This window comes from Rhizobium sp. IBUN (assembly GCF_000510625.1).
Classification (GTDB): domain Bacteria; phylum Pseudomonadota; class Alphaproteobacteria; order Rhizobiales; family Rhizobiaceae; genus Rhizobium; species Rhizobium altiplani.
The window spans coordinates 13,681-34,450 of sequence record NZ_AZNV01000037.1 but is presented as its reverse complement, the minus strand read 5'-3'; the positions used below and the strand labels follow the sequence as shown (position 1 = coordinate 34,450).

At 56.0% G+C, this 20,770-nt stretch carries 24 protein-coding genes and 1 tRNA gene; 15 read left to right on the top strand and 10 right to left on the bottom strand.

Going from position 1 to position 20,770, the window contains the following annotated elements; translation table 11 throughout:
* Nucleotides 1-679 precede the first annotated feature (679 nt).
* A complete protein-coding gene (locus RHIBUN_RS0125735; RefSeq protein WP_025661770.1) occupies nt 680-976 on the bottom strand; it encodes a PRC-barrel domain-containing protein in 297 nt (98 codons plus the stop codon).
* 270 nt (nt 977-1,246) lie between these two features.
* Here RHIBUN_RS0125735 and RHIBUN_RS0125730 point away from each other — a divergent pair, with 270 nt between their 5' ends.
* The 6 genes from RHIBUN_RS0125730 to RHIBUN_RS0125705 are packed head-to-tail and all read left to right on the top strand — an operon-like array spanning nt 1,247 to nt 8,357.
* A complete protein-coding gene (locus RHIBUN_RS0125730; RefSeq protein ID WP_025661769.1) occupies nt 1,247-4,240 on the top strand; it encodes an AAA family ATPase in 2,994 nt (997 codons plus the stop codon).
* Between the two features lie 12 nt (nt 4,241-4,252).
* Nucleotides 4,253-5,404, top strand: coding sequence for a YcaO-like family protein (locus tag RHIBUN_RS0125725; protein WP_025661768.1), 1,152 nt, complete (start codon nt 4,253-4,255; stop codon nt 5,402-5,404).
* Nucleotides 5,394-6,161 carry a TfuA-like protein gene (locus RHIBUN_RS0125720; RefSeq protein ID WP_025661767.1) on the top strand — a complete coding sequence of 256 codons (768 nt, stop codon included), beginning with the start codon at nt 5,394-5,396 and terminating at the stop codon, nt 6,159-6,161. The genes RHIBUN_RS0125725 and RHIBUN_RS0125720 overlap by 11 nt, the downstream gene beginning before the upstream one ends.
* Nucleotides 6,162-6,200: 39 nt before the next feature.
* Nucleotides 6,201-7,418 (top strand): hypothetical protein, encoded by a 1,218-nt coding sequence (locus RHIBUN_RS0125715; RefSeq protein ID WP_025661766.1) that lies wholly within the window; start codon nt 6,201-6,203, stop codon nt 7,416-7,418.
* A gap of 19 nt (nt 7,419-7,437) precedes the next feature.
* The gene (locus RHIBUN_RS0125710) at nt 7,438-7,920 is read left to right on the top strand and encodes a hypothetical protein (RefSeq protein ID WP_025661765.1); all 483 of its coding nucleotides are present in this window, start codon (nt 7,438-7,440) and stop codon (nt 7,918-7,920) included.
* Between the two features lie 11 nt (nt 7,921-7,931).
* Nucleotides 7,932-8,357, top strand: coding sequence for a hypothetical protein (locus RHIBUN_RS0125705; RefSeq protein WP_025661764.1), 426 nt, complete (start codon nt 7,932-7,934; stop codon nt 8,355-8,357).
* Between the two features lie 109 nt (nt 8,358-8,466).
* On the opposite strand, the gene RHIBUN_RS0125700 is transcribed toward RHIBUN_RS0125705, so the two are convergent.
* The 3 genes from RHIBUN_RS0125700 to RHIBUN_RS37515 form a co-directional block, all read right to left on the bottom strand.
* On the bottom strand, nt 8,467-9,615 hold the full coding sequence (locus RHIBUN_RS0125700; protein WP_025661763.1) for a hypothetical protein: 1,149 nt from the start codon (nt 9,613-9,615) through the stop codon (nt 8,467-8,469).
* A gap of 50 nt (nt 9,616-9,665) precedes the next feature.
* Nucleotides 9,666-10,124, bottom strand: a complete 459-nt coding sequence (locus RHIBUN_RS37520; protein WP_245271720.1) for a hypothetical protein — start codon at nt 10,122-10,124, stop codon at nt 9,666-9,668.
* Between the two features lie 68 nt (nt 10,125-10,192).
* Nucleotides 10,193-10,825, bottom strand: a complete 633-nt coding sequence (locus tag RHIBUN_RS37515) for a hypothetical protein (RefSeq protein WP_245271719.1) — start codon at nt 10,823-10,825, stop codon at nt 10,193-10,195.
* A 638-nt stretch (nt 10,826-11,463) separates the two neighbouring features.
* Here RHIBUN_RS37515 and RHIBUN_RS33950 point away from each other — a divergent pair.
* A complete protein-coding gene (locus RHIBUN_RS33950; RefSeq protein ID WP_037217609.1) occupies nt 11,464-11,637 on the top strand; it encodes a hypothetical protein in 174 nt (57 codons plus the stop codon).
* A 36-nt stretch (nt 11,638-11,673) separates the two neighbouring features.
* On the opposite strand, the gene RHIBUN_RS0125685 is transcribed toward RHIBUN_RS33950, so the two are convergent.
* Both RHIBUN_RS0125685 and RHIBUN_RS0125680 read right to left on the bottom strand, forming a co-directional pair.
* Nucleotides 11,674-12,498, bottom strand: a complete 825-nt coding sequence (locus tag RHIBUN_RS0125685) for a hypothetical protein (RefSeq protein WP_025661762.1) — start codon at nt 12,496-12,498, stop codon at nt 11,674-11,676.
* A 96-nt stretch (nt 12,499-12,594) separates the two neighbouring features.
* On the bottom strand, nt 12,595-12,906 hold the full coding sequence (locus RHIBUN_RS0125680) for a hypothetical protein (protein WP_025661761.1): 312 nt from the start codon (nt 12,904-12,906) through the stop codon (nt 12,595-12,597).
* Between the two features lie 596 nt (nt 12,907-13,502).
* On the opposite strand from RHIBUN_RS0125680, the gene RHIBUN_RS0125675 reads away from it, so the two are divergent.
* The 8 genes from RHIBUN_RS0125675 to RHIBUN_RS0125635 all read left to right on the top strand — a co-directional run bounded on the left by RHIBUN_RS0125675 (nt 13,503) and on the right by RHIBUN_RS0125635 (nt 16,702).
* Nucleotides 13,503-13,886, top strand: a complete 384-nt coding sequence (locus tag RHIBUN_RS0125675) for a Rap1a/Tai family immunity protein (RefSeq protein WP_156932751.1) — start codon at nt 13,503-13,505, stop codon at nt 13,884-13,886.
* Nucleotides 13,883-14,410, top strand: a complete 528-nt coding sequence (locus RHIBUN_RS0125670) for a hypothetical protein (protein WP_025661759.1) — start codon at nt 13,883-13,885, stop codon at nt 14,408-14,410. The genes RHIBUN_RS0125675 and RHIBUN_RS0125670 overlap by 4 nt, the downstream gene beginning before the upstream one ends.
* Nucleotides 14,411-14,415: 5 nt before the next feature.
* Entirely contained in the window at nt 14,416-14,682 is a 267-nt protein-coding gene (locus RHIBUN_RS0125665) for a hypothetical protein (RefSeq protein WP_025661758.1), read from the top strand.
* Between the two features lie 120 nt (nt 14,683-14,802).
* Nucleotides 14,803-15,015, top strand: coding sequence for a hypothetical protein (locus tag RHIBUN_RS0125655; protein ID WP_025661757.1), 213 nt, complete (start codon nt 14,803-14,805; stop codon nt 15,013-15,015).
* Nucleotides 15,016-15,195: 180 nt separating this feature from the next.
* The gene (locus tag RHIBUN_RS34865; RefSeq protein ID WP_025661756.1) at nt 15,196-15,678 is read left to right on the top strand and encodes a hypothetical protein; all 483 of its coding nucleotides are present in this window, start codon (nt 15,196-15,198) and stop codon (nt 15,676-15,678) included.
* On the top strand, nt 15,678-15,890 hold the full coding sequence (locus tag RHIBUN_RS0125645; RefSeq protein ID WP_025661755.1) for a hypothetical protein: 213 nt from the start codon (nt 15,678-15,680) through the stop codon (nt 15,888-15,890). The genes RHIBUN_RS34865 and RHIBUN_RS0125645 overlap by 1 nt, the downstream gene beginning before the upstream one ends.
* 39 nt (nt 15,891-15,929) lie before the next feature.
* On the top strand, nt 15,930-16,226 hold the full coding sequence (locus RHIBUN_RS0125640) for a hypothetical protein (RefSeq protein WP_025661754.1): 297 nt from the start codon (nt 15,930-15,932) through the stop codon (nt 16,224-16,226).
* Between the two features lie 311 nt (nt 16,227-16,537).
* Nucleotides 16,538-16,702 carry a hypothetical protein gene (locus RHIBUN_RS0125635; RefSeq protein WP_156932750.1) on the top strand — a complete coding sequence of 55 codons (165 nt, stop codon included), beginning with the start codon at nt 16,538-16,540 and terminating at the stop codon, nt 16,700-16,702.
* A gap of 1,000 nt (nt 16,703-17,702) precedes the next feature.
* Here RHIBUN_RS0125635 and RHIBUN_RS0125625 read toward each other — a convergent pair.
* The 4 genes from RHIBUN_RS0125625 to RHIBUN_RS0125610 all read right to left on the bottom strand — a co-directional run bounded on the left by RHIBUN_RS0125625 (nt 17,703) and on the right by RHIBUN_RS0125610 (nt 20,735).
* A tRNA-Lys gene (locus RHIBUN_RS0125625) sits at nt 17,703-17,778 on the bottom strand.
* Between the two features lie 124 nt (nt 17,779-17,902).
* Nucleotides 17,903-18,814 carry a PhzF family phenazine biosynthesis protein gene (locus RHIBUN_RS0125620; protein ID WP_018858636.1) on the bottom strand — a complete coding sequence of 304 codons (912 nt, stop codon included), beginning with the start codon at nt 18,812-18,814 and terminating at the stop codon, nt 17,903-17,905.
* Nucleotides 18,815-18,882: 68 nt separating this feature from the next.
* Nucleotides 18,883-19,629, bottom strand: coding sequence for an NUDIX hydrolase (locus RHIBUN_RS0125615; RefSeq protein ID WP_025661751.1), 747 nt, complete (start codon nt 19,627-19,629; stop codon nt 18,883-18,885).
* A complete protein-coding gene (locus RHIBUN_RS0125610) occupies nt 19,626-20,735 on the bottom strand; it encodes an endonuclease/exonuclease/phosphatase family protein (protein WP_018858638.1) in 1,110 nt (369 codons plus the stop codon). The genes RHIBUN_RS0125615 and RHIBUN_RS0125610 overlap by 4 nt, the downstream gene beginning before the upstream one ends.
* Nucleotides 20,736-20,770: the final 35 nt, after the last annotated feature.

Here is a 20,770-nt window from a genome sequence, read left to right as displayed (position 1 = left end):
ACTTGCCCGCCCCCGAGCGGGTATTTTTTTACAGCCGAAGTGTTGGCCTGGGGACAATAGGTGCCCCCAATCTTACGCACGCGGCAACAGCCAACCCACAAGTCTAACTTGCAATCGGTCATGTTTTGAGTATGCTTCTCGCCGAGTGACACAACCAATAGGAGGCGTGCAATGGCAGAATTCTTTATCTCGCACGCCACCGTGGCCTGAGATTTCACTTCCCTGGGACAGCAGTAAGGTCTGTCTAAATTTCAAGCTGATATCTTAAGCGGACTGGCGGTTCGCGCGGAGTGTGTCGGACAGACTCCTCCGCTTATCATCTCCATGCTTGAAGAAGGCGCGGCTGAAATGTCGCGATCCATCATGAGAACAATTGGAACGACGGGCGTCGACGAAACGTCTCGTCCAACGGTACGACCACGCTCAGCGGCGATTGGATCTTCGGCTTCGATCTTCGGGTTGATCGCCATCCTCATTGGCCTGAACCGACAAATCGACAAGACCACCATGCTATCCGACTGGCTCAGGAAGGATATTGGTAGCCTGTAGCACAACGTCGAGCGACCTCGGGGTGACAACCCTGAGGTCGCGTTAAGCTTCCGACCGCGCGAGACTGGAACAGAAATCTCACCTACCTGACAGATGCCAGCTATACGCGGCGAGGTTCCGGCCGTGGTAGTCAATCTTTGTGCTCAGGCATCGCTTTTAGCTGATCCTCAGTCCAGCCGGTCACAGCATGGACTTCGCCGTCCTCATCCCGCATGAAATCCAAATCGCTGATCGGGACCGATACCGGTTTCGCACCGATACCAAGGAAACCGCCCACGTCGATCACAACGGTCGCATTGGTACCGGCCCCATGCACATGATCCACGCTGCCAACCTTGTCATCGTCGGCGCCGTAAACAGATGCACCTTCAAGCGTAGCAGCGGTAAGTTCATCGGATGTCAGTCGAACGTGGTTTGTATGGTCCATGCCAGGCTCCTTTTGTTGAAACAGAGCAACCCGTCCTTGGGGTGTTTGTTCCAACGCCTCGCCTCGTTCAAGACCAATCGCCCCGTGCAGGCGCTTCGCAAAATCAGTCGATGACGTACTTGGCCTGCCGCATCTCTACAGCCCTCTTTCTTGCAACGTGCTCGCTCCACTACCGGCTCAATTAATAATTTAGTAAAGGTACTTAAAGCTTGCATCAAAGCAACAAATCGGCTGTCCTTGCATGGCTTCTCTGATGCTGGGCGAGCCATCATGAAGACCCTAGACGCGCGATTTCGGTTCTCAGGCGAGCGGCGGCAGGTAACTGCCCTCTTCTACGATATAGTTGGATCGACAGAGCTTCTTCTGAAGAGCGACCCAGAAGAATTCTTCCGCTCCGTTTCGGCCCTTCATCAAAACGCAGAAACGATCATAACGAGGCATGGCGGCTTTCTTCATCAGCGCCTTGGCGACGGTGGCTGCTGTTTTTTTGGATACCCCGAACAAGCCGAAGATGCTGCCGAAAGCGCAGTTCAGTCCTCGCTGGAATTGATCGAGCTTAGCGCCAAACCCAAAACAAAAGCCCGTCTCTCCTTCAAGCTGCGCATCGGAGTTGCGACGAGCCTCGTCGTGTTTTCCTCAGAAGGTAACGAGATTATAGGCACAGCGCCCATTCTGGCCGCCCGTCTGCAGGCGGAGGCCGATCCGAATTCTGTGTTGGTCGCTGACTCAACTTTCCAACTAACCCGCAGCAAATTTCAATATAGCTTGTTGAGAGAGGCTAAACTCAAAGGTTTTGACGACCCTATTGGCCTTTGGCGACCCCAAGGCCGGTTGGATGAGTCGCGTGGAGGAGTGCTGCCGCTGGACCTGAACAGGCCCATCAGGGGCCGAGAAAAGGAGCTGACGGCACTCTCTAAAGCTTGGGACGCAGCCTGCGGGGGTAACGGGAGCGCGATAGCGCTAGTCGGTGAAGCAGGCATAGGTAAGTCGAAACTAGTCCGCGAGTTTGCGGATCGATTGGCGAAGACTCAGCATGATATCGTTGTGTTTCAGTGCAATAGGCGCCTGGAGAGCCAACCGCTGCATCCGTTCGTCGCCTTTCTTGAGGCCGTGGTGGGAACCACTGTTCTGAGGAATGGGGACGGGGCAGCTTTCATAGCGGCTCTCCGGTCAACTGGCAGGGAGTTAAGCGAGGCCCCGGCGGCCACGATCCTTTCTTTCACCGCTGAGCAAAAATCTGGCAACCCAGGACAAATTCGTACGACCGATCTGTCCGGCCGGGCATTCCGACAGGAGGTCGTCGAAGCTGCTGCTCAGCTGTTGACGTGTAAATCGACCGGCACCCCAACGCTTCTGGTATTTGAAGATGTTCATTGGGCCGATGGGATGACCGTTGAGCTGATGGATCGCCTTGGTTCGCTAGCTCACAAGCTCCCAGTTCTTATATTGCAAACTTCACGAATACGGAGATCACTGGCAGCCACGACCGAAATAGAACTCACTGGCTTGGCTGCGCCTGCAGTCCGGGATCTGGTGGCCTCAATTTGGGGTGACCTTCCCCCGACGGGACTGTCGGACTTCATTCTCGACCAGTGCGACGGGATGCCCCTCTACGCTGAGGAACTGACCGATTTCTTCCGGGGACGGCACGCACTGGGCAAGGGAACGTCGGAATGGAGGGGACTGCTACTCGATGGTGGCGTGACTTCTCTCAACGATCTGCTGTCGGCGAGACTAGCGTCAACTGGCGCCGCTCGAAAGGTCGCCCAGTTCGCTAGCGTTATCGGTCGTGAATTCAGCATCCCCCTGCTCACATATGTTCTTGAGGAAACAAGTCACCAGGCAGTCGATGTCCATATCGAGCGGCTGCTTTCGCAAGGCATCATCGAACCAATGCCTACGGCTCCCCGGACTTATCAGTTTCGCCATGTTCTGATGCAGGAAGCTGCATATGGGAGCCTCCTGAAAAGTGATCGGCGACGAATACACCGGCGGATTGCTGACTTATTGATCGAAGAACGAACCCCAAGCTTGCCTGCAGCGATAGCTGCCTGGCAGTGCGCCGAGGCTGGCCTGCATGGTGCCGCTGCCAGGTTCGCGTTAGCAGCGGCGGAGGCCAGCGTGCTTCGATCGGCAATGCACGAAGCCAATGTTTCCCTCACAATCTGCGCCGAAGCGATAAACAACGTTTCTTCTCGCGAAGCCGATCGCACGGACCTCACATTGGACCTGCTCAAGCTCCAAGGAGTGGTTGCCACAGCCCTAGAAGGCGAAGGCTCCGAGATTGCGCGACGGATCTATTCGCGAGCGACACAGCTATTGCGAAAGCAGCCTGCCGCCATTCGTGAGAGACATTTTCCTTTGTATTGGGGCTGGTGGTTCACCGCACCGAACATCCAGACCCAACAATCTCGCGCACGGATCCTTGTGGAGGACATGCAAGCTGTCGACGACCAAGAAACAAAGCTTCAGTCGTACCACTGCGGGTGGGCTACTAGCTTCCACGCAGGTGAACACAACTTCTGTCTCGACTGCGTCGCGAAAGGCCTAGAGCTATACGATTCTTACCGGGCGGTCCGGAACCGGCCCTTCTTTGGTGGACACGACGCCAAGGTTTGTGGGCTCGGCGAGAGTGCCCTTTCTCTCCTGCTTCTCAACGAGATCGACGCGAGCGAGACTGCAATCCAACAGTGTTTGGATTGGGCCAATTCGACCGAACATGTCGGGAGCATCGTTCATGGGCTGTACTACGCGATCGTACTTCGTCGGTGCCAGGGACGGTACGATGATGTCTATGCATTAGGGGAGAAGATGCTGACGCTAGCTGAAGAGCATGGCCTGGCAGCAAGTCAAGCACGGGCCAACATGTACTGTGGGTGGTCGGAGCTAATGACGTCCTCCGACGGAAAAGGAGGCAAGCGCTTTGAAGAAGCCCTTCAGCTTCAACAGCAACTTGGAACTGACGACAATTTCTCCATGCACAGCGACATGCATGCACAGGTTCTTCGAAAGCTCGGCCGAAATGACGAGGCGCTCGTAACCCTACAAAATGCTATCGATGTCGGGCGTAGCAGCGGCCAGCTCTTTTGGCTCGCTGAGTTGTACTGTCACAGCGCGAAACTGAAGCATGGCTTAGGCGAAAGGCCATCGTCGATCAAAAGGGATCTGGCAAACGCAATTAGGATAGCCGAAGGTCAGAAAGCCACCTGGCTTGCAGAAAAAGCGAGGCACGAGTTGGACGTTTTTTCCGACATGATCGGGTAGTGGAGGCACGGACTGGACGGAGAGCTGCTGGATATCGTCTTTGATGCTCAATTTCGAGCACTGCCCGACCCGTGGCAGACAGCGAAGACAATTTTATCTCGTAAATCAGAATTTGGTATCACCAGATTGGGCTCCGTTACCAATCTGGATTGGATAGGAATCCCAGTTGTTCAAGCAGTCCGCCCCCAATCTTTGTCCGTGACCGTGAGCCAAGGCAAAGGGCTGACCACTCCCTTGGCCGCGATCTCGGCACTGATGGAATCCCTTGAAGGTTGGGCATCAGAACGCATCGATCCGTGCTCAATTTTCACCGCGCCCTTCCGCGAAAGCAATAAACGAGGGCTTTGGTCGCACCTTGGATTCAGAGATAGCGACGAAACGCTGAGTTGGATCGATGGGGTGGACTTGTTCTCGGGCCGGAAAACCCCGGTCCCGCTGGGCCTCGTGGATACAGTGTACACGATGCCTTCGCCTCACCCAGGGTGGGTTCCGCGCGACACCACAGGCCTCGCCGCTAGCACGAGCATCCAACACGCCGTCAGTCATGCCTGCTTAGAGCTTTTGGAACGTCATGCACGCTGTACGGCTCTCAAGACTCCGCATTTTTTCGACCGTTTTCAGATTGATACGCGTTCCGTGACTGAAGGCGTTCCCGGGGAAATAGTCCGCAAGCTCCATACAGCGGGTTTCGTGGTTGGCATTTGGCGGATTCCAACTCAGCACGAATTTCCAATCTACTGGGTTCATATCATGGAGAACGCGGAAAGGGCGCCGTTTGCTCCTCTGCCCGCTGAGGGATTTGGGTGTGCCTTCACCCACGATGGTGCGCTGGCCAGTGCCCTTCTTGAATCCTGTCAGTCGAGGTTAGGAGTCATTTCAGCAGCCCGAGAAGATGTCAGGACCGATCTCTACGGCTATCCAGATGCTTCCGAGCTGGCGGGTTGGCGGACGCAGTTAGCAAGGGGCGACCGGACGTATCAGGCAGACGCAGACAATGGCCCTGCGAGAGATCCGATCAGGCGGATATTAACTGCTTTGCAACTCGCTGGTGCCCAAGCGGCTATTCTCGTCCACCTCCACTCCGATGAGCAAATTCCGCTTCATGTGGTGAAAGTAATAGCTCCCCCATTGGAAACCAATCCGGAGTTCGACCTTGCGCAATGATGTGGTGGTTTTCCTTGGCCCAACCATCAGCGCCGCAGAGGCGTCGCAGCATCTCGACGCGCACTATCTCCCTCCAGCAGGATGTGGAGATGTTGTTCGAGCGGTAGTTGATTATGCTCCTTCCACAATCGCCTTGATCGACGGAGCTTTTGCCCAATCACCAGCGGTGCGCCATCAGGAAATCCTTTGGGCGATGTCGAAAGGTATACGGCTATACGGTGCAGCGAGCATGGGCGCCCTGCGCGCGGCCGAGCTGGCGCAATTCGGCATGATGGGCCATGGTCTGATCTTCAGATGGTATCGGAGAAACGTTCTGGCCGACGACGCAGACGTAACGGTGCCCATGGCTCCCCCGGAAATGGGTTCCAAAGGGATAGGCGAAGCGCTGTTCGATATAAGGATGACGCTGAAACGAGCTGAGCGTGAAGGCCTCATAGACAGGAGAGTTCGCCTGCAACTTGAGGAGCTATCACGTTCCCTTCACTTCATGACCAGAAGTTTCCGAAAGCTGATGTTGATTGCTGAGGCAAACCTTAGGGACATTGATCAGCTTGCCGGTTTAAAGGAATGGGTCAGCCATAGATTCGTAAACCAAAAAAGAACTGATGCCGTTGGTTTACTCAATTATCTCAGTACCATCGCCCCTAAGACAGCACCCTCACCAACCAGCCGCGATTTTACACTTACAGAGGCATTTGCTTACGATATGGATTACTACAATCTGTCGGACGCAATCTTGTCAAAAGGCGCGTTGTAGTGGTACGTTACTTTATCGCTTAGTTTAGGGCAATGAGCGGTGGGGGCGGCGTTGGATGCTATTACACATCCAGGAGACGCAGATGGGGCAGCTTTCGCGCCGTCCCTGGGAACCCGATTCCTCATTTTTCCGCAGCCGCCATTTATTCCAGGGTATGAAAAACCTGAGGTAGTGTGGATCGGAGCTTCTGCGGGTCCAATTCTCGGTGGGCCATCGGATAGCCGGATGTACGTGGCAGATCCGATAGAGCCGAAAATACCTTACGCCTTGCCACGCCTTCCCCCTTATCGGGGATTTTTGCAGCCTCCGGTAGAACCCGGACCCGATGGGCATTTTGATCACATCGGTCCCGGATCCCCGGGGTTCCTTTCTACACACAGCTATGCGTGTGCACGACGCGTTCTTGATATCTGTGAAAGCTACGTTGGACACTCAATCGCTTGGTTTTTTGAACCAACGGTGGAGCGGCTAGAGATAATTCCCCGCATTCAACATTGGGAGAACGCCCAGTCCGGGTTCGGCTTCCTCGAACTCGGCGAGAGCGAGCCGGAAAACGCAACATCATGCTTTGCGCTGAATTTTGATGCGATAGCCCACGAGATGGGCCATCTCATTTTGCTAAGCGAACTCGGAATACTTGAGGGCGATGGACGCGGATGCGATTTCTTCGCCTATCATGAATCCATAGCGGATTTCATATCTTTGCTCGGGCTACTTCAATTCGACACCGCTGTTGATCGGCTACTCCGTCGAACGAGGGGCAACCTTCTCCTACACAACGAACTCGACCGGTTCGCAGAATTGAGCGATGAGAAGCAGCTTCGATCGTTCAATAATTCACTCAAGATGGGTGACGTCAGCAATGAAGTTCACGATCAATCGAAGCCTTTCGCAGCCGCGCTCTTCGATTGTTTGATTGAGGTCTATCAATCGCTTCTTTTCGAACACGGCTTATCTGATCTGAATCCGAAGCGCTTTTCAAATCTGCGGCAACAATTGGCGCCTGCACTCATAGACGAGGCGTTGCGGACGTCCGGATCATCCTACGAACTGCACCACTTCGCCATCAAGGCCGCCCTTGAAGAGGCACGAGATATCGTCGGGGCAGCTGTCATGCGCTCATGGGATTACCTCGAACCGGACAGCGTCACATTCGGAGGCGCCGCAGAGGCTTTTCTCGCAGCCAGCTATCGGGGACGTGGCATCGCTTACATTAACCAACTTGAAGATTGCATGAGGTGGCGTGAAATTCTTTGACATTTATAGGGAGACATCGATGAGCTGTAATGACGACATCCCAGCACCAGCGACAGAACGCTACGTAGCTGATGCTCTGATACTTTATGGCGTGAAGTTAAACGAGAGAAATGGCTTTGCCAGTTTCGACATTGGCGAAGACGACGATAGCACAGTCAGGTTGCAGTTATTTCAAGGGAAGACCGAGTGTACGGCAGACCAGTATTCAGTCGTGCTTGCCTATGGGTATGCTTTCGAAGGCCATTGTTACCGATTTGATACAAATCGAGTTTTTCTAATCCGGAAAGAGGCGCCGAAGGAGGCCGTCGGGTGTGGTTTTGAGGGCTTGGGCTACAAAATGTGGCGAATTCGATCATCAACCGAGCTACTTGAATTAGCTACGAACTTCGGCGACGCGAGGTCGTTGATTCTTGATGCAAATCTACCGGGGAAAAGATCTCCAAGTTCCTACGCAATCACCCTTAGGATGGCGCACCGTGACGGTCGTCTCAACCGCGATTGATGGAGAGTATGATGAGCTTAGGCGTAAAAATAGTCGTTCCGGGTCAATGGAGCCAATTTTCGATATTCGATGTAGATGGCAGCGCTGATTGCGAAGATGGGGCCGGGAAAAAAATCAAGAACCGGGACGTCACTAACGTAACATTCGACGTCACTATTGACGGACAGGCACCAGATGATCCAGGCGAAGTTGAAGTAAGCGGGCTTGCTCCGGGTAGCAACGCAAAGACGGTCAAGTCATACCCTGTTACCAAAAGGGGCGGAGTTATAACCTTCCCAACCGATGGGGTCGTTTATCCGATCCTAACTACGCTTGAGATGATCCATGCAACTCCCGACTTTGATACATTTGTCATTGAAGTGGGAAATAGGTTCAGGGCGCTGGCACCGCAAGGCAAGCCTTCTAGGTCGGCAAAAAAAGGTGACCATCAAGAGTGAAGGAGCCCGCCTCCCTCCGTGGCCTCGATGAATTGGGCCCCGGCTGACCCCTTGAAGAGAATGTTCGGCCAACCACCGCTCGGGAGGCTGCCATTCACCGATGCGGTCTTCACTTTCGAAAGGTCGGTTCCGAAAGCAACATCTCAAGGATGGTTTCCATCGTTTGGAGATAAAGCTTAACCTCACGAGCTTCTGACTGGTTTGGGCTATGTGCCCGCCCTGTAAGCTTGTCGTGGATGGCCTCCAACAGATCGCCCGCTCTTTCTAAGATAATGAGATCGCCAGAAGATGAGCCACCACCTTCGCGTTTCGCGAGGGCGTGTTTTATTCTCATACGCCTTGTGATCCCGTTTCGGCTGTCCTTAGCGGGCGTGAAACCAGGTTTTCCTCTTATTTCCTCATCTGGAGCCAGTGCGTGCAGGACTTGGGAAATCAATTCCCGCCCTGAATGAGCGGCTTGTCGTGTCGCGTCTTCGCGTCGATCTAGAAGGGCGTTCCACGCACCTCGCCGCAAGGCTTGTAGCTGCGAACCCAGCGACTGAAGCCGGAGATCCAGCTCGCTCGTCCCCCCTCGCCGCAACGCCTCATGTCCGGCCTCGGTTATTCGCAGCCAGTTTTCTGGATCTGATAGATCCTCGTACGTTGGTTCGAGCAACCGGCTAGCCAGAAGTTCTTCCAAAGCGCTGGCTGCCTTAGCACGCTCGTTTGTTTCCAAACGACGCCCAAGCTCCGCTTCCAGTCCGCCCGATTGGTGCGGCCGCCCCAGCACGTTGATCTTGTGTGCCACGCGGTTTTTGGCAAAGTGCCCCAGTATGGCCAGACCGAAGTCCTCATGCGTCTCTGCGGGTTCACTTCGGGCCGCAGCTCTGAGCTTGAGGGTTAGGATAGAGTTCTCCTGCGCCCCCGCGACCGTTTCTTCCAATGCCGCCTCCAAACCCAGCCCAGAATGATACCTTCCCTCGCGAGAAAATATGCGCAAAACCTTGGTTTTGATGTCACCGAACTCGGCAAGTAGCATCGCCTCATGGGCGGCTGCTCCAGTTGGATCATTTTCCAGAACTACACGGACAGCTTCGTTGGAGGCGGATATAGCAGCCTCGGCGCAGCTCTCCATGATGAGCATCGAATGCCTTGAACTGCCTGTACGCCCCGCACCGCTCGCTTCCATGTCTTTCAGGTGAATGGCTCGGCGGAGAGCATCCCAGTGTGCCTCGATGGCAAATTGCACGGTACTCCGGATATCATCGGACTTGCCCATCTTGGTCCCCTGAGCAGGCCGTTACCGGCTTGCGTGTCTGAATGGCGCCGCTAGCGCCCGTTCGAGTTGGCATCGCAGGCGTGCCACTGCATCTGATAGCCATACTCGTTCTTGTGGCCATAGCACCAACCGACCCGATCCAGCTTAGCGTCAAGCTCCGAACGCCGGTCACAAGCCCGCTTAGTTTTCGCGCTATCAGGTTGCGTACTGCCGCGACACTCGCCGTTTTCGTCATGCCACTGCCGGATCAATCGAACTGGTGTCTTCTCACCCTTGTCAGTCGTGATTACCTTACTGGATTCGGCCTCAATCCGCTGTGTCATGGGATTCCAGGTCATGCTGAATGAGGCGATGCCGGAGGAAGTCCGCTTACGCGCAGGTGCCAGAGCGAACCACTCGACTTCACCGGACACCTCGCAGGTGATAGCGCAGGTCACCGTCTCCGATCCGGGACGAACGCTGTAGGCGCGGTTCGGCCATCGATCGGCGAAGGTGTTCTTTTCAGCCATAACCTCATCGAGAGAGACGGACTTCCCGTAGTAATCCACATGGTCGCAGTATGAACGCCGCATGAAGCTCAATGCCGACCCATTTTCGGCTGACCAAGCGTTGTGATAGCGCTCCACGAATTCCAAGGTTTGCTTCCGACTATCCGGAAGCGAGGCTGATGCTTGCTCTTCGGGAGGCGCTGAGGGCGGCGGAGGAGCAGGAGCTGGACCATCCTTCTTTGCGATGTCCAGCCCACCCACGGGCGCGTAATCTTGTACTGCGCCATTTCACTTGACGTCAGATAGCGCATGTCGTCGCTTCCGACCGAGAGACTGATCTGGAGCAGGTCTGCACTTACGCCCATCTCTCCAAGGTATTTGATGATCTCGGCCGTCATTGCCTGCACGACTGCGACTGCGGTATTGCTGTCGAAACCGGCAGCCGCCGAGAAGCTCGATTGATGAACGCCTATCGATCCCGCCTCGGCGATTCTGCTCACGCCCCCCACGAACGCCAAAGCACAGGCAGACGCGCATTCAGATGACCGGAGCTGCAGGGTGTTCGCGCCCAATGCCCTGATCATTCGTCCGAACTTGATGGCAGCAACCACGTTGCCGCCTTTCGATTGGAAAGTGATGAATGCGGGCTTTGACTGCAAATACTCGGTAACTAGCCCGGAAGGATCGTCTGATTGCTCGAACTCGCCCTTTACGATCAGCACCGTCTTGTCACCAGACAGAGACAATTGCTCATAGGTAATCTGGGATGCACACTCTCTGCAGCCAAAAGCAGTGAATACAAAAGACCGATCGAAACGGCCTACCGCATGGCTACCCCCAACTCACCTACTCACGCGCAAAGAGAAGTCTAAAGCAGAAAGGTTTCTCGTCAGCAAACGCATAAGCGAGGATCAGTCACCATTTATTGTGTTTCCCAGGGTACATCTAAAAGCTGTGCTTACGGCAAAATTGCTCGAACTGAGTTTGGAAAGTGGTCAGGTTTCTCTCTTTTATAATGTGCGTTTGCGTCGCTGCTCTGCTGGTTCTGAACTACGGTGTTGGAAACGCAACGAACTTCCCGTGCTCCGGCCGTAAAGGCGGGGTCAATCATTGCCAGGGCTCAACGTTCATATGCAATGACGGCTCAGTGAGCGCCAGTAAGCGGAACTGCCAAGCCGAGATGGGCGGCGCGGCGTTACTGGGCGCAGGAACTTCTGAAATGGCCCCAAGCCTCACGGGCTCCTGCGACTGCGACAGCGGATCGTATTGTATTGGGCCGCGCGGAGGCCACTTCTGTTTAACAAACTCTGGTAAGAAGAGTTATCTTAGGCAGTGAGTGGGATAGGAAGGAGAGAGGATGATGGCTAAATCAGCACAAGACGTTTTTGCCGAAACCATGACTCCCGAGATGATAGAGGCATCCGACTTACGGGCCAAGGAATTGCTGGAAGAATATGGCACTCCAAAGCTTCGGAAAGCAATCGACCCGACTCGGGAGCGTATTACGAAGAAGATGAGTAAGAAGCAGGTTTAAGTGGCGCGGTGAAGCGGACGTCCCTATGGTGCTCGCTCATTTCCATTTCGCTGCCCACTGCCGAAGCTCAAACTTCGCCTTTTCGGGCCACGATTTCACTGCCGGAGCGACCTTGATCTTCTGGCCAGACGGTTTCCAAGCTAGGTAGACGGTCCTGGAAGCGAGATCGGCGACAACTACGGCTTCTTGATCCCCACACATGTGCCGCGAACACGTTGTTCCTACGAAAAAATCGCCTTTAAACTCCCCAGAGCCCACTCCAAGCAGGATATCGTTGACCAACGCTTTATCCGACCCCGCCAGTCGGTTGATCTGATCGGCCACCTCAGCGTAGTCAAGCAAGCCTGACGGATGCGTCACCGAACGTTCCCGCAGTTGGTCCCAGCCCTTCGATGTGTCGGCGACGAAGCTTTCACCCTGGACCTCCTTGAAGCCCGATGCGGTTGTCCACTCCCACTTTTGCCCTGGTTCATTCGGCGTCGCTCGGGTTGAGAGGGTGAGCATTCCGGCCGAGGGCACTACCGTGACGGGAAAGCAGGTATCCAATGGTCCATCAATACGTGGATTATGCCCATCGGGGAACGAGATCACAAAAGGCGACCCCTCACACGCGTTGCCCCCGGCCGACGAGGTGCCGACAGCCACAGCCGTTCCTTCGATGACGTGCATTTCGTCTATGTCGACGTAATAGTTCTTGAGGACCTCTCGGTCGTCGATCTGAAGGCTGTCTTGGCTGTCGGCACCCTTCAAGATGACGACATGGTGGCCGAACAGCTGCATGTCGAGGCTGGCGGCATAGGTGTGGCCGGATGCATAAACCCAAGCCATCAGTGCGATCGTGAGTATTCTTCCCCGAACCATTTTTCCCTCTCGCCCTCAAGCCCAATCCCACAGGGGAAGCGTATTCTGACCTTCTGCCAGCATCGACGTCACCACACAGAGACATATTCTGGCAACTCAGTCGATGGCGTAGTCAGCCTGCCGTATTTCTAGCTTTGTACCGCTCTCGGAAACAATTCTGAGCGTCCTGATCAAATCAGTCGCATGAAGGAGCGCGGCTGTACGTTGTTCCCCTCCCACATTCCCGATTTCGTTTGCCATGTCATACAATTCGACGACAGCATCGCGCGGAGTTCCACTTCCAGGAATGCCAACTCCTTCTCGAAGCTCACGGATCGTCACGATCGACCGAACGTCACTGTCTGTAAGCCTCTGGATTTCGTTGGCTGCCCGAAGCAGTTCTGCGATCAGCTCAGACACACTGTTCATTGAACTATCATGGGTTTTCAGTAACGCCGCGCTCCAGTTTGGCAACCCAACCGCGAGTAAGACCCCTGCTGAGGCAACGATTGGAGATCGCCACCTGTTCCCGCAGGAACCGACAGTCCTCTAGTAGCGTGAGGATCGTAGCTCTCACGTCTCCATCATGCCAAGCGAGGGCAAGGTCAACGGGATCAATTGGTTCAATGGAATTGCGTTCGGCAAGCATGTTCGCTCCGACATCTGTTCGGTAGGACACCGCGTTTTTTCAGGTCAGGCTCATTTACCCGGACGCTGCTGTCGCCATTCGCCCGCTCCGGCTAACCCCGGCACTCTGCAACAATAGCCACGCGGGCGAGTCGGGACAATGCACGTCTGTGGAAGAGAGCCTGCGCGATGCGCTGCAAAGAATGACTGAACCCGCGTGCTTTTGCGGTCACCACGAGGACATCGCGCCCTCTCCGCCCGGCACCTTGGCAGCTCCTACAAACAATTGGCTAGATAGCGCAAGCGACCGAGCGAAACATCGCTTATCTGCCAATACGAAAAGCGTGAACGCCGAGACCGGGGTTGCCGGTCACACGCATTGAGCATGGCGTGTCTTGATGATGGCTGCTCTCATATTGGGAAACACCGCAATGAAAAAGCTGGCATTCGCGGCTTTGACCGCGCTCCTAACCGCATCGTCATGCTTTGCCGAAGTTCGTTCCTACCAGAATGGCAATGAACTGTTGGCGGATTGCACGAGCAACAAACATCCCGAGCGCAGAGCGTTTTGCATCGGCTACGCTGAGGGTGTGGTGGACTCCTTGGAACTCACCCGCCAATTCACAGGCGTCGGGACTTGCGTACGCCTTGGCGTCACGGGCGGCCAAATCATGGATGTTATCAAGTACTTGCGGGAGCATCCCGAGACACGCGACAACGGCGCCGCCGGGCTTGTTGTCTCGGCCGTAGCTGCTTCTTTTTGCCCGGGAGACGACGCATGAAAACGCTGATCTCCATCGGCTTGGTGGTGGCCATTCTCCTTGCTGGATCCGTTGCCCTTCCGTGTGTCTTGGGCCGGGCCGAGGCGACACAAATGTTCAGATCCACCAAGCTAGAGATTTCGGCCAAATGCACCGCCACGGAGCAAAGCGACTCAGACGCATATGGCCGGATTGCCTACTGTTTGGGAAAGGAAACAGAGACTGGGGCCAACGTGCAGGATTTCGGAGTCGAGGCGAGCCAGCCGGGTTGGCCCCCCACTGAATCTGGCAAATCCGGCACCGCTACGTTCGCGATGAAATTCAGAAGCTACCTAGCCTTCTTGGCAAAAACAAAGATGCCTGGCAGCACGATCAGAAATAACAGGGCATCGACCACGATGGTTACCCCCATCAGTGGCGGCAAGTGTGCGCATTACAAGTGTTCGAGGACAAGGGGCGAGTTGGTGGCTTTTAGCATCAACTTTGACGCGACCGAGCATAGCAGGTTTTTGGCAATGCTCGCGGATGCAGCAAACGTGGAGTGAAAGTAGTGGTTACCTATGTAAATTCGCATAACGGCCACCGCCGCAAGCTTGGGAAATTCACCCCATTCCTAGGGGCGCTGTTCTTCGGCCCGGTGTATTTTCTGGCCAAGGGCGTGTGGCCTGCGTTCCTGATTATGGCGACTGTTTATGCCCCGCTCGTGCAGGTGTGGCCATTCTTGCTGTTCATCCAACTCATTGTTGCGTTCTTTGCCGCGGTAATCGTTCGGCGGCATCACATAAGCCGGGGCTTTATGCCCGAGGTGATCGCATGAAAGCGGACTTGCGGGGGTGCACCGCTGAGGCACTCGGCGAATATGGAATTGCTGCTTTGGGCATCGGCCCTGCAGCGTTCACCGATTACTCAGGCGACCAATTAGAGGAGACTGGTTCCGATGGCCCCGAGTGACCTATCGGCGTGGCTGATTGACGTGTTCGACACCACCGACATGGAGGAAGTAAGCCGGGTGATTGTTGAACTAATAGGCCACAACCCTTTCCAGGATGGCACCCGCATGACACCCGCCGCAGCGTGGGAACTCATGGAGGATCTCAAGAGGACCGTGGAGGCTGAGGAGAGAAACATTGACTGCTACGTCATCCACTAGGCGGCGGGCGTCTTCGCCCTTGTCATGGCCGCGTGCCCATCCGAGAGCGGGACTCCCCCAAGGTGTCAGACACCAACATGGCAGGTTACCGGATTCAAATTGCACGGGCACCCACAACTCGCTTCGGCCGCGTGGCACCGGCACGCGGCTTAATAGCACCCCCACACCCCAGGAACTGATATGAGACATTCACACCATTTGACGCCCGAGCAACGCACGCGCAATTCATGGGGTTCCATGCATGACCGTTGTTACAGCGCCAACACAGCCAACTTTGAACACTATGGTGGCCGGGGCATCATCGTATGCCCGCGGTGGCACCGAAACAATCCCCTCGGCTACTACAACTTTGTTGCCGACATGGGCCTGCGGCCGGAAGGCATGACCCTCGACCGGAAAAACGGCGATGGCAACTATGAACCAAGCAATTGTCAATGGGCAACCAAGTCCACCCAAGCATCCACCCAACGCCATTGCACGACGGGTGCCCGCCCCAAACTCACCCGCGATGAAATCCGCGAAATCTATGTTTCCGAGGAACGGCAGGTCGATCTTGCCGCCCGTTTCGGCGTGTCTTGCGGAAGTATCGAACGGATTTGGAAAGACAAGGGTCACACCGAACACACCCATGATTTGATGCGCCCGCTCAAAAGGCGCAAGTGATGGATTTTAGAGTCGAAATCGTGCCGGTCAAGTTCGCCAGAAGCGGGCGTACCATCAACACCATTCACGTGTACTTCGAGGGTGGGTTTATCGGCTCGGCCAACCAACCTCGGGCGGCCGCAAATATGTTGACGGACCGCAACGTGCCACTTGCCGACGCTCTGGCTGCAATCGATCGAGCAAGGGCTACGTACAAGGAAAAAGGCTCCTAAGAGGGAGCCCAAGTAATCACCTTACAAGAGAGAGTTCTAATGTGCCGCAGAACAAAGCTGATATCCATTTCGCTCGGTCTCGCCCTTGGTGCGGCCTCCGTCGCCCATGCCGGATGCACCGACTACGGCAACGGTGACTCCACCTGCTATGACTGGCAAAGCGGCAACCGCTACAGCATTCACCGCGACGACAATGGCGACATGACAATGAGGGGTTCCAACCTCGGCACGGGCTCCACCTGGCGGCAAACTTATGATGCTGACACGGGTCGCACCCGGGGCTACGACTCTGACGGCAATTTCTGGAGCTGCTCAAAGAGCGGCGTTTGCTACTAAAGCATGCGTGAACCGTGGCGGAAGAGCGAAATCATGACGTCAGGATCAACTTCTCAGTGAGCAAGAGCTGGTTCGAGAACTCACGTCGCGCTTTGACAGGTGCTACTCGACTGAACAAGAGCCTGATCATCGCGGTGGCTTAAGCGGAGCCAACGCCTGCATAAGAGCGTTTTGGTGCATTCCCGGCAGCACCAAGACCTTCAATCAGCGGTCCGGGACCTCAAGAACAAGATTTAGCCAGAGTGCCTAAATGTACGAGGATTTTCGGTATGGAGTGCCCTTTGCCAAGTGCCTACAAAGATCGATTTTTTGTGTCTCGCAGACCAGACGATACGTTTGCCGTGATTGATCGCAACACCGGCTACCCGGCGGATGTTGGTGTGACGTCGATCAAGCTGTTACAGGACGAAGCCGAGGAACTCGCGATGCGGCTGAACAGTGGCGCCTTCGCTGGCCTCTCAAAGAGTAAGGAATGATCCTATCCCACTGACGCATGACCTCGCCAAGCGTCATGCTGCCTTCCAGAAATTTCGGAGCGCAAAGCAGAGCCAAATGTGTGTGGTGGAAACCAGGAGCTGTTTAGCATCAATGAGACGCGCAAAGCGGCGCCCTGGGCGCTGTCGCAATTTTTGATGAAATGCGTGGCGCATGCGCCAATCGCCCCAAGGAGCGCTCTAAGCCGATGTCCGGGGCGAATTTTCGACGAGCGTTTTGCTTCGGCTGGGACAGCGAAGGCCTTCGAGCGTGCGATTTGGTTGGCAACCTCGCAGGCATCATCGAGAAATCGGGACAATTGCCTACGAAGTTGTTCGCGCTCCTGCTGCATAACGACAGGGCCGACATGGCCATCGATCTCGGCCTTGTGGACTTCAATCGCTTCGTCCGATGGCGTGGAAACGCCCCTCTCCTCGGCGAGTGCATAGAACTCCTCATGGGTCAGTTTCATGATCCATGCCGCCTGCCTGTCAGACATTTGGCCGCGCTCCACAGCGACAAGATTTCGTCTTGGCCTTCGCGGGTAGTGCTGTCGATGCTGTAAGGATACTGGGCTGGCATGCTGGTGGCCCTTCAAAGGATATCATGGCGACCTTTTCAACATTCGATCCCAACACCCCGCTCTTGAGCCATTGATCACAAAAGCAACGGCAGGAAACAGCAACTATTTTACCATCGCTGGAGACGGCGCCAAGGGAGAGCCCAAACTTTTGCCGCCCATAGATGCTTGGGGTGACGAATCTGATCAAAGAAGGTGAGAATTCCAAAACCAAGAGACCGTCGCAAACTCGGCACAACAGTCGACGCTATTGTTCCCGGAAGATGTCAACATATCGATGTCAGCGACAGCCGACTGTTCTTCGGGATTTTCTCGGGAATCTTCGCTCCAGTCGAGATATCACTGGACATTTTTCGTTGCGAAGTTGACCGGAAATTCTTTTGTGAAAATCAGCAGTCCCCTTGAACAATCAAGGGGATGGCTGGTGGGTGATGTAGGGCTCGAACCTACGACCCGCTGATTAAGAGTCAGCTGCTCTACCAACTGAGCTAATCACCCGTAACCGCCGTGTTGCGCGGTGTGAGGGGGCGTATAAACAGGATCGTTCGGCTTGTCTAGCGCCTGCCTGAAAATTCTTTGGTTAAATGCGAAGATTTTTGCGCATGGCTGAAATGCAATGAAATCAAAGGTCCAGCGTTCCGCTTGCGATGCGCACAGCCTGCCCGCCGATCCGGGCATTTGAGATCGTTCCGCCTTCAACATCCATGTGCAGATGAATGAAGGATGGCCGGCCCATTTCCACGCCCTGCTCGATCGTCATGCCATGGTGCCCGTCCGTCAGACGGTCGAAATAGTGAATGGTGCCGGAGAGCGCGGCGGCAGCCGACCCGGTCGCAGGGTCCTCCACGATCCCCATGCCGCTCGCAAACATCCGCGCATGGAATTTCGCCACATGGTTCACGCCGCCCCGGCAGTAGATATAGGCCGAGGCAAGCGCGCCATCCACGAAGGGAACGGTCTCTTCCCAAAGTTGCGGGTCGAACTCCATGTGCTGCGCGGCGCCGACGTCGTGCACCGGCACCATCAGGTACGGCACGCCGGCGCTCCACAACGACGGTACGTGGTTCTCAAAGCCGATCTCGGTCGTCTTCAACGACAAAGCATTGGCGATTCCAAGCTTGTCGAGCGGCATCGTGATCTGCTGCGACTTCCGCGGCAGGTCGAACTCGGCAAAACTCGCCTCGCCTTCCCGCAGGCGAACGGCGCAACGCACCGGTCCGACATTTTCCTCCAGCACCGAAACGAGATCGATGCTCGAGCCGCCATGCGCCTGCTCGGCGAGAGCGATCGCCGTTCCAACGGTCGGATGCCCTGCAAAGGGAAGCTCCCGCCCGGGCGTGAAGATGCGGATTCTCGCCGTGTAAGCGGGATTACCTGACGGCTGCACGAAGACCGTTTCCGAGAGGCTCATTTCCTTGGCGATCGCCTGCATGGCGTCATCGCTCAAATCGTCACCATCGAAGATAACGGCGAGCGGATTTCCGGCGAGCTTGCGGTCGGTGAACACGTCATAGACGCTGTAGCTTCGCCCCACATCGGCCTCCTGATGGTCTCGATCCTCGTTTCGCCAACCTGCCCGACCGGACGACCGAGCGCAAGGCGTTAAGCGCCGCGCCGTTCCCGGAAGTACCAGTCGATGACGGGCAGCATCGCAATATTGTAGGGGTGTGCCTTCGGGTCGGCCGAACGTATAGCAACCGCGCCGGCAATCTCCTTGTCGTCGGCAACCAGCATGTGTGCGTGGATCTTCTCTATCATGTCATCGGCGGTCAGGTCGAAGCGGAAGAGACGCAGCACAGTCACCGTGCGCCTGACATGGCTCGCGTAGTAGCGATCGCCGGCCTTGGCCTCGTTGAGGTCAAGCCCCGTCTCCTCCATCACCTCGCGACGCATATTGCCTTCGACGTCGCAACGACCTTCGCTGACGTCCTCTGGTTCGAGGGAACCGGCAGCGAAATAGACCTGGCCGGGATTGGCCGTATGGCTCCCCATGCGGATAGCCACCAGCGCGCCGTCCGAGGTTTCGAGGACCGGATAGGCGAACAGATGGATGCCGCCTTGCCGGCTCGGTTGGCGGCGCCACCACATGAATGTAGAAAACGGGATGACATGGCCCTCGCCTGCTATGCCGGCATCGGTTAGAGCCAGCCGCTCCTGAAAGACCATGCGGCCGTCGAACAGCGCCGGGTTTGCGGCCGTTTCCTTCGCCCAGTTCTCCCGGATCGCCTCGCGCTCCGCGACATAGAAGGAATGGTCCCCGGCGAGAACGCGAAGGTCCAGCCCAGCAATCGGAAATACGGTCTGCTCCGGCGGCCAGCCGGCGAAATCCTCGGAGAAATGCAGGTTCATATCAAATCCAGTGTCATGACAACGGGGCAATGGTCGGAGGCCTTTGGCCGGTCCCAGCCGGTGCGAGGATAACGCTCGACCTCCTGGCCGGGCGGGAAGGCCGTGCGGTAAGGCTGTCCATGTCGAACGATCTCCGGCAGGCGTCCGACATTCGTTCTGGCGAGCGCCTTCGAGAGCCAGATGTAGTCGAGCTGACACAGCCATTGCTCTTCGGGTCCACGGGCATGGTAGAGCGTCCAGCGGTCGAGCGGATCACGGCGGCGCACGACATTCTCCAAAAAGCCGTCGCGACTGAAGACGTCGAGCGCGCTGATGCTCTCGACCTGATGCTCGAAGCGGTAGCCCGTTTGGCGGCGCCCGATGACGTCGACGCGCTCCTGATAATCGTTCATGTCACCACATATAACGAACCTCTTGTCATCGGTATGACCGTGAAAGCGGTCCTCGATGATACGGCGAACCGCCAGCGCCTCGGCCCGCCGGATCGGCATGGTGCCGAGCCTGCTGTCGACGCCATTCGTGCGCGGCCCGTCCATCGACTTGAAATGGACCACGTAGAGCGACAGCGCGACGCCACCGATCTCGAGCTCCAGTTCCAGGCAGTCGCGCTTGAAGATCTTGTCGTCGATGCGGTTGGTCAGCGCCAATTGGTCGTTGAAAAGCCCCAGATCGCGATAGGTGAGCATTGCATGGCTCTTGATCTGCTTGAGCTCGATCTTCTGCCCGTCACGTGTCTCTTCCCGCATCAGGACTGCGACGTCGATCCCGCGGCTGTCGTTGCCCTCGACGAGATATTTTTGCCGGTAACCGTTGCCGACCATCCTGAAGAGATAGCCGTATTCGAAGGCTTGCAACGCCTCCATGTTGTCGACTTCCTGCAGGCAGAGAATGTCGGCGTCGGCGTCGGCAATCGCGAGCGCCGTCATCTGTCGGGTATCGTCGGTGGAAGCGATCACCCGCGCCTGCTCGAGCTGCTGGTAGACGCCTTCACTGCGCACTTCGAAAAGCTTGATGACCCGGTCTTGGCGCAACTGGTTGCGGAAGCCGGTAAAGTCGAAACGCGTCATGAGGTTTTCGACGTTGAAAGTGGCAATGCGAAGCGACATCGAACATTTCCAATTGGCGTTATGCCATTAGTAGT

What these genes read in the sequence shown, in the direction of transcription:
- RHIBUN_RS33950 (WP_037217609.1), top strand. Translation starts at nt 11,464, where the DNA reads ATGGCTAAATCAGCACAAGACGTTTTTGCCGAAACCATGACTCCCGAG.
- RHIBUN_RS0125685 (WP_025661762.1), bottom strand. Translation starts at nt 12,498, where the DNA reads ATGGTTCGGGGAAGAATACTCACGATCGCACTGATGGCTTGGGTTTAT.
- RHIBUN_RS0125730 (WP_025661769.1), top strand. Translation starts at nt 1,247, where the DNA reads ATGAAGACCCTAGACGCGCGATTTCGGTTCTCAGGCGAGCGGCGGCAG.
- RHIBUN_RS34865 (WP_025661756.1), top strand. Translation starts at nt 15,196, where the DNA reads ATGAGACATTCACACCATTTGACGCCCGAGCAACGCACGCGCAATTCA.
- RHIBUN_RS0125675 (WP_156932751.1), top strand. Translation starts at nt 13,503, where the DNA reads ATGATGGCTGCTCTCATATTGGGAAACACCGCAATGAAAAAGCTGGCA.
- RHIBUN_RS0125700 (WP_025661763.1), bottom strand. Translation starts at nt 9,615, where the DNA reads ATGGGCAAGTCCGATGATATCCGGAGTACCGTGCAATTTGCCATCGAG.
- RHIBUN_RS0125680 (WP_025661761.1), bottom strand. Translation starts at nt 12,906, where the DNA reads ATGAACAGTGTGTCTGAGCTGATCGCAGAACTGCTTCGGGCAGCCAAC.
- RHIBUN_RS0125615 (WP_025661751.1), bottom strand. Translation starts at nt 19,629, where the DNA reads ATGAACCTGCATTTCTCCGAGGATTTCGCCGGCTGGCCGCCGGAGCAG.
- RHIBUN_RS0125735 (WP_025661770.1), bottom strand. Translation starts at nt 976, where the DNA reads ATGGACCATACAAACCACGTTCGACTGACATCCGATGAACTTACCGCT.
- RHIBUN_RS0125640 (WP_025661754.1), top strand. Translation starts at nt 15,930, where the DNA reads ATGTGCCGCAGAACAAAGCTGATATCCATTTCGCTCGGTCTCGCCCTT.
- RHIBUN_RS0125670 (WP_025661759.1), top strand. Translation starts at nt 13,883, where the DNA reads ATGAAAACGCTGATCTCCATCGGCTTGGTGGTGGCCATTCTCCTTGCT.
- RHIBUN_RS0125705 (WP_025661764.1), top strand. Translation starts at nt 7,932, where the DNA reads ATGAGCTTAGGCGTAAAAATAGTCGTTCCGGGTCAATGGAGCCAATTT.
- RHIBUN_RS0125710 (WP_025661765.1), top strand. Translation starts at nt 7,438, where the DNA reads ATGAGCTGTAATGACGACATCCCAGCACCAGCGACAGAACGCTACGTA.
- RHIBUN_RS0125645 (WP_025661755.1), top strand. Translation starts at nt 15,678, where the DNA reads ATGGATTTTAGAGTCGAAATCGTGCCGGTCAAGTTCGCCAGAAGCGGG.
- RHIBUN_RS37520 (WP_245271720.1), bottom strand. Translation starts at nt 10,124, where the DNA reads ATGGCTGAAAAGAACACCTTCGCCGATCGATGGCCGAACCGCGCCTAC.
- RHIBUN_RS0125610 (WP_018858638.1), bottom strand. Translation starts at nt 20,735, where the DNA reads ATGTCGCTTCGCATTGCCACTTTCAACGTCGAAAACCTCATGACGCGT.
- RHIBUN_RS0125655 (WP_025661757.1), top strand. Translation starts at nt 14,803, where the DNA reads ATGGCCCCGAGTGACCTATCGGCGTGGCTGATTGACGTGTTCGACACC.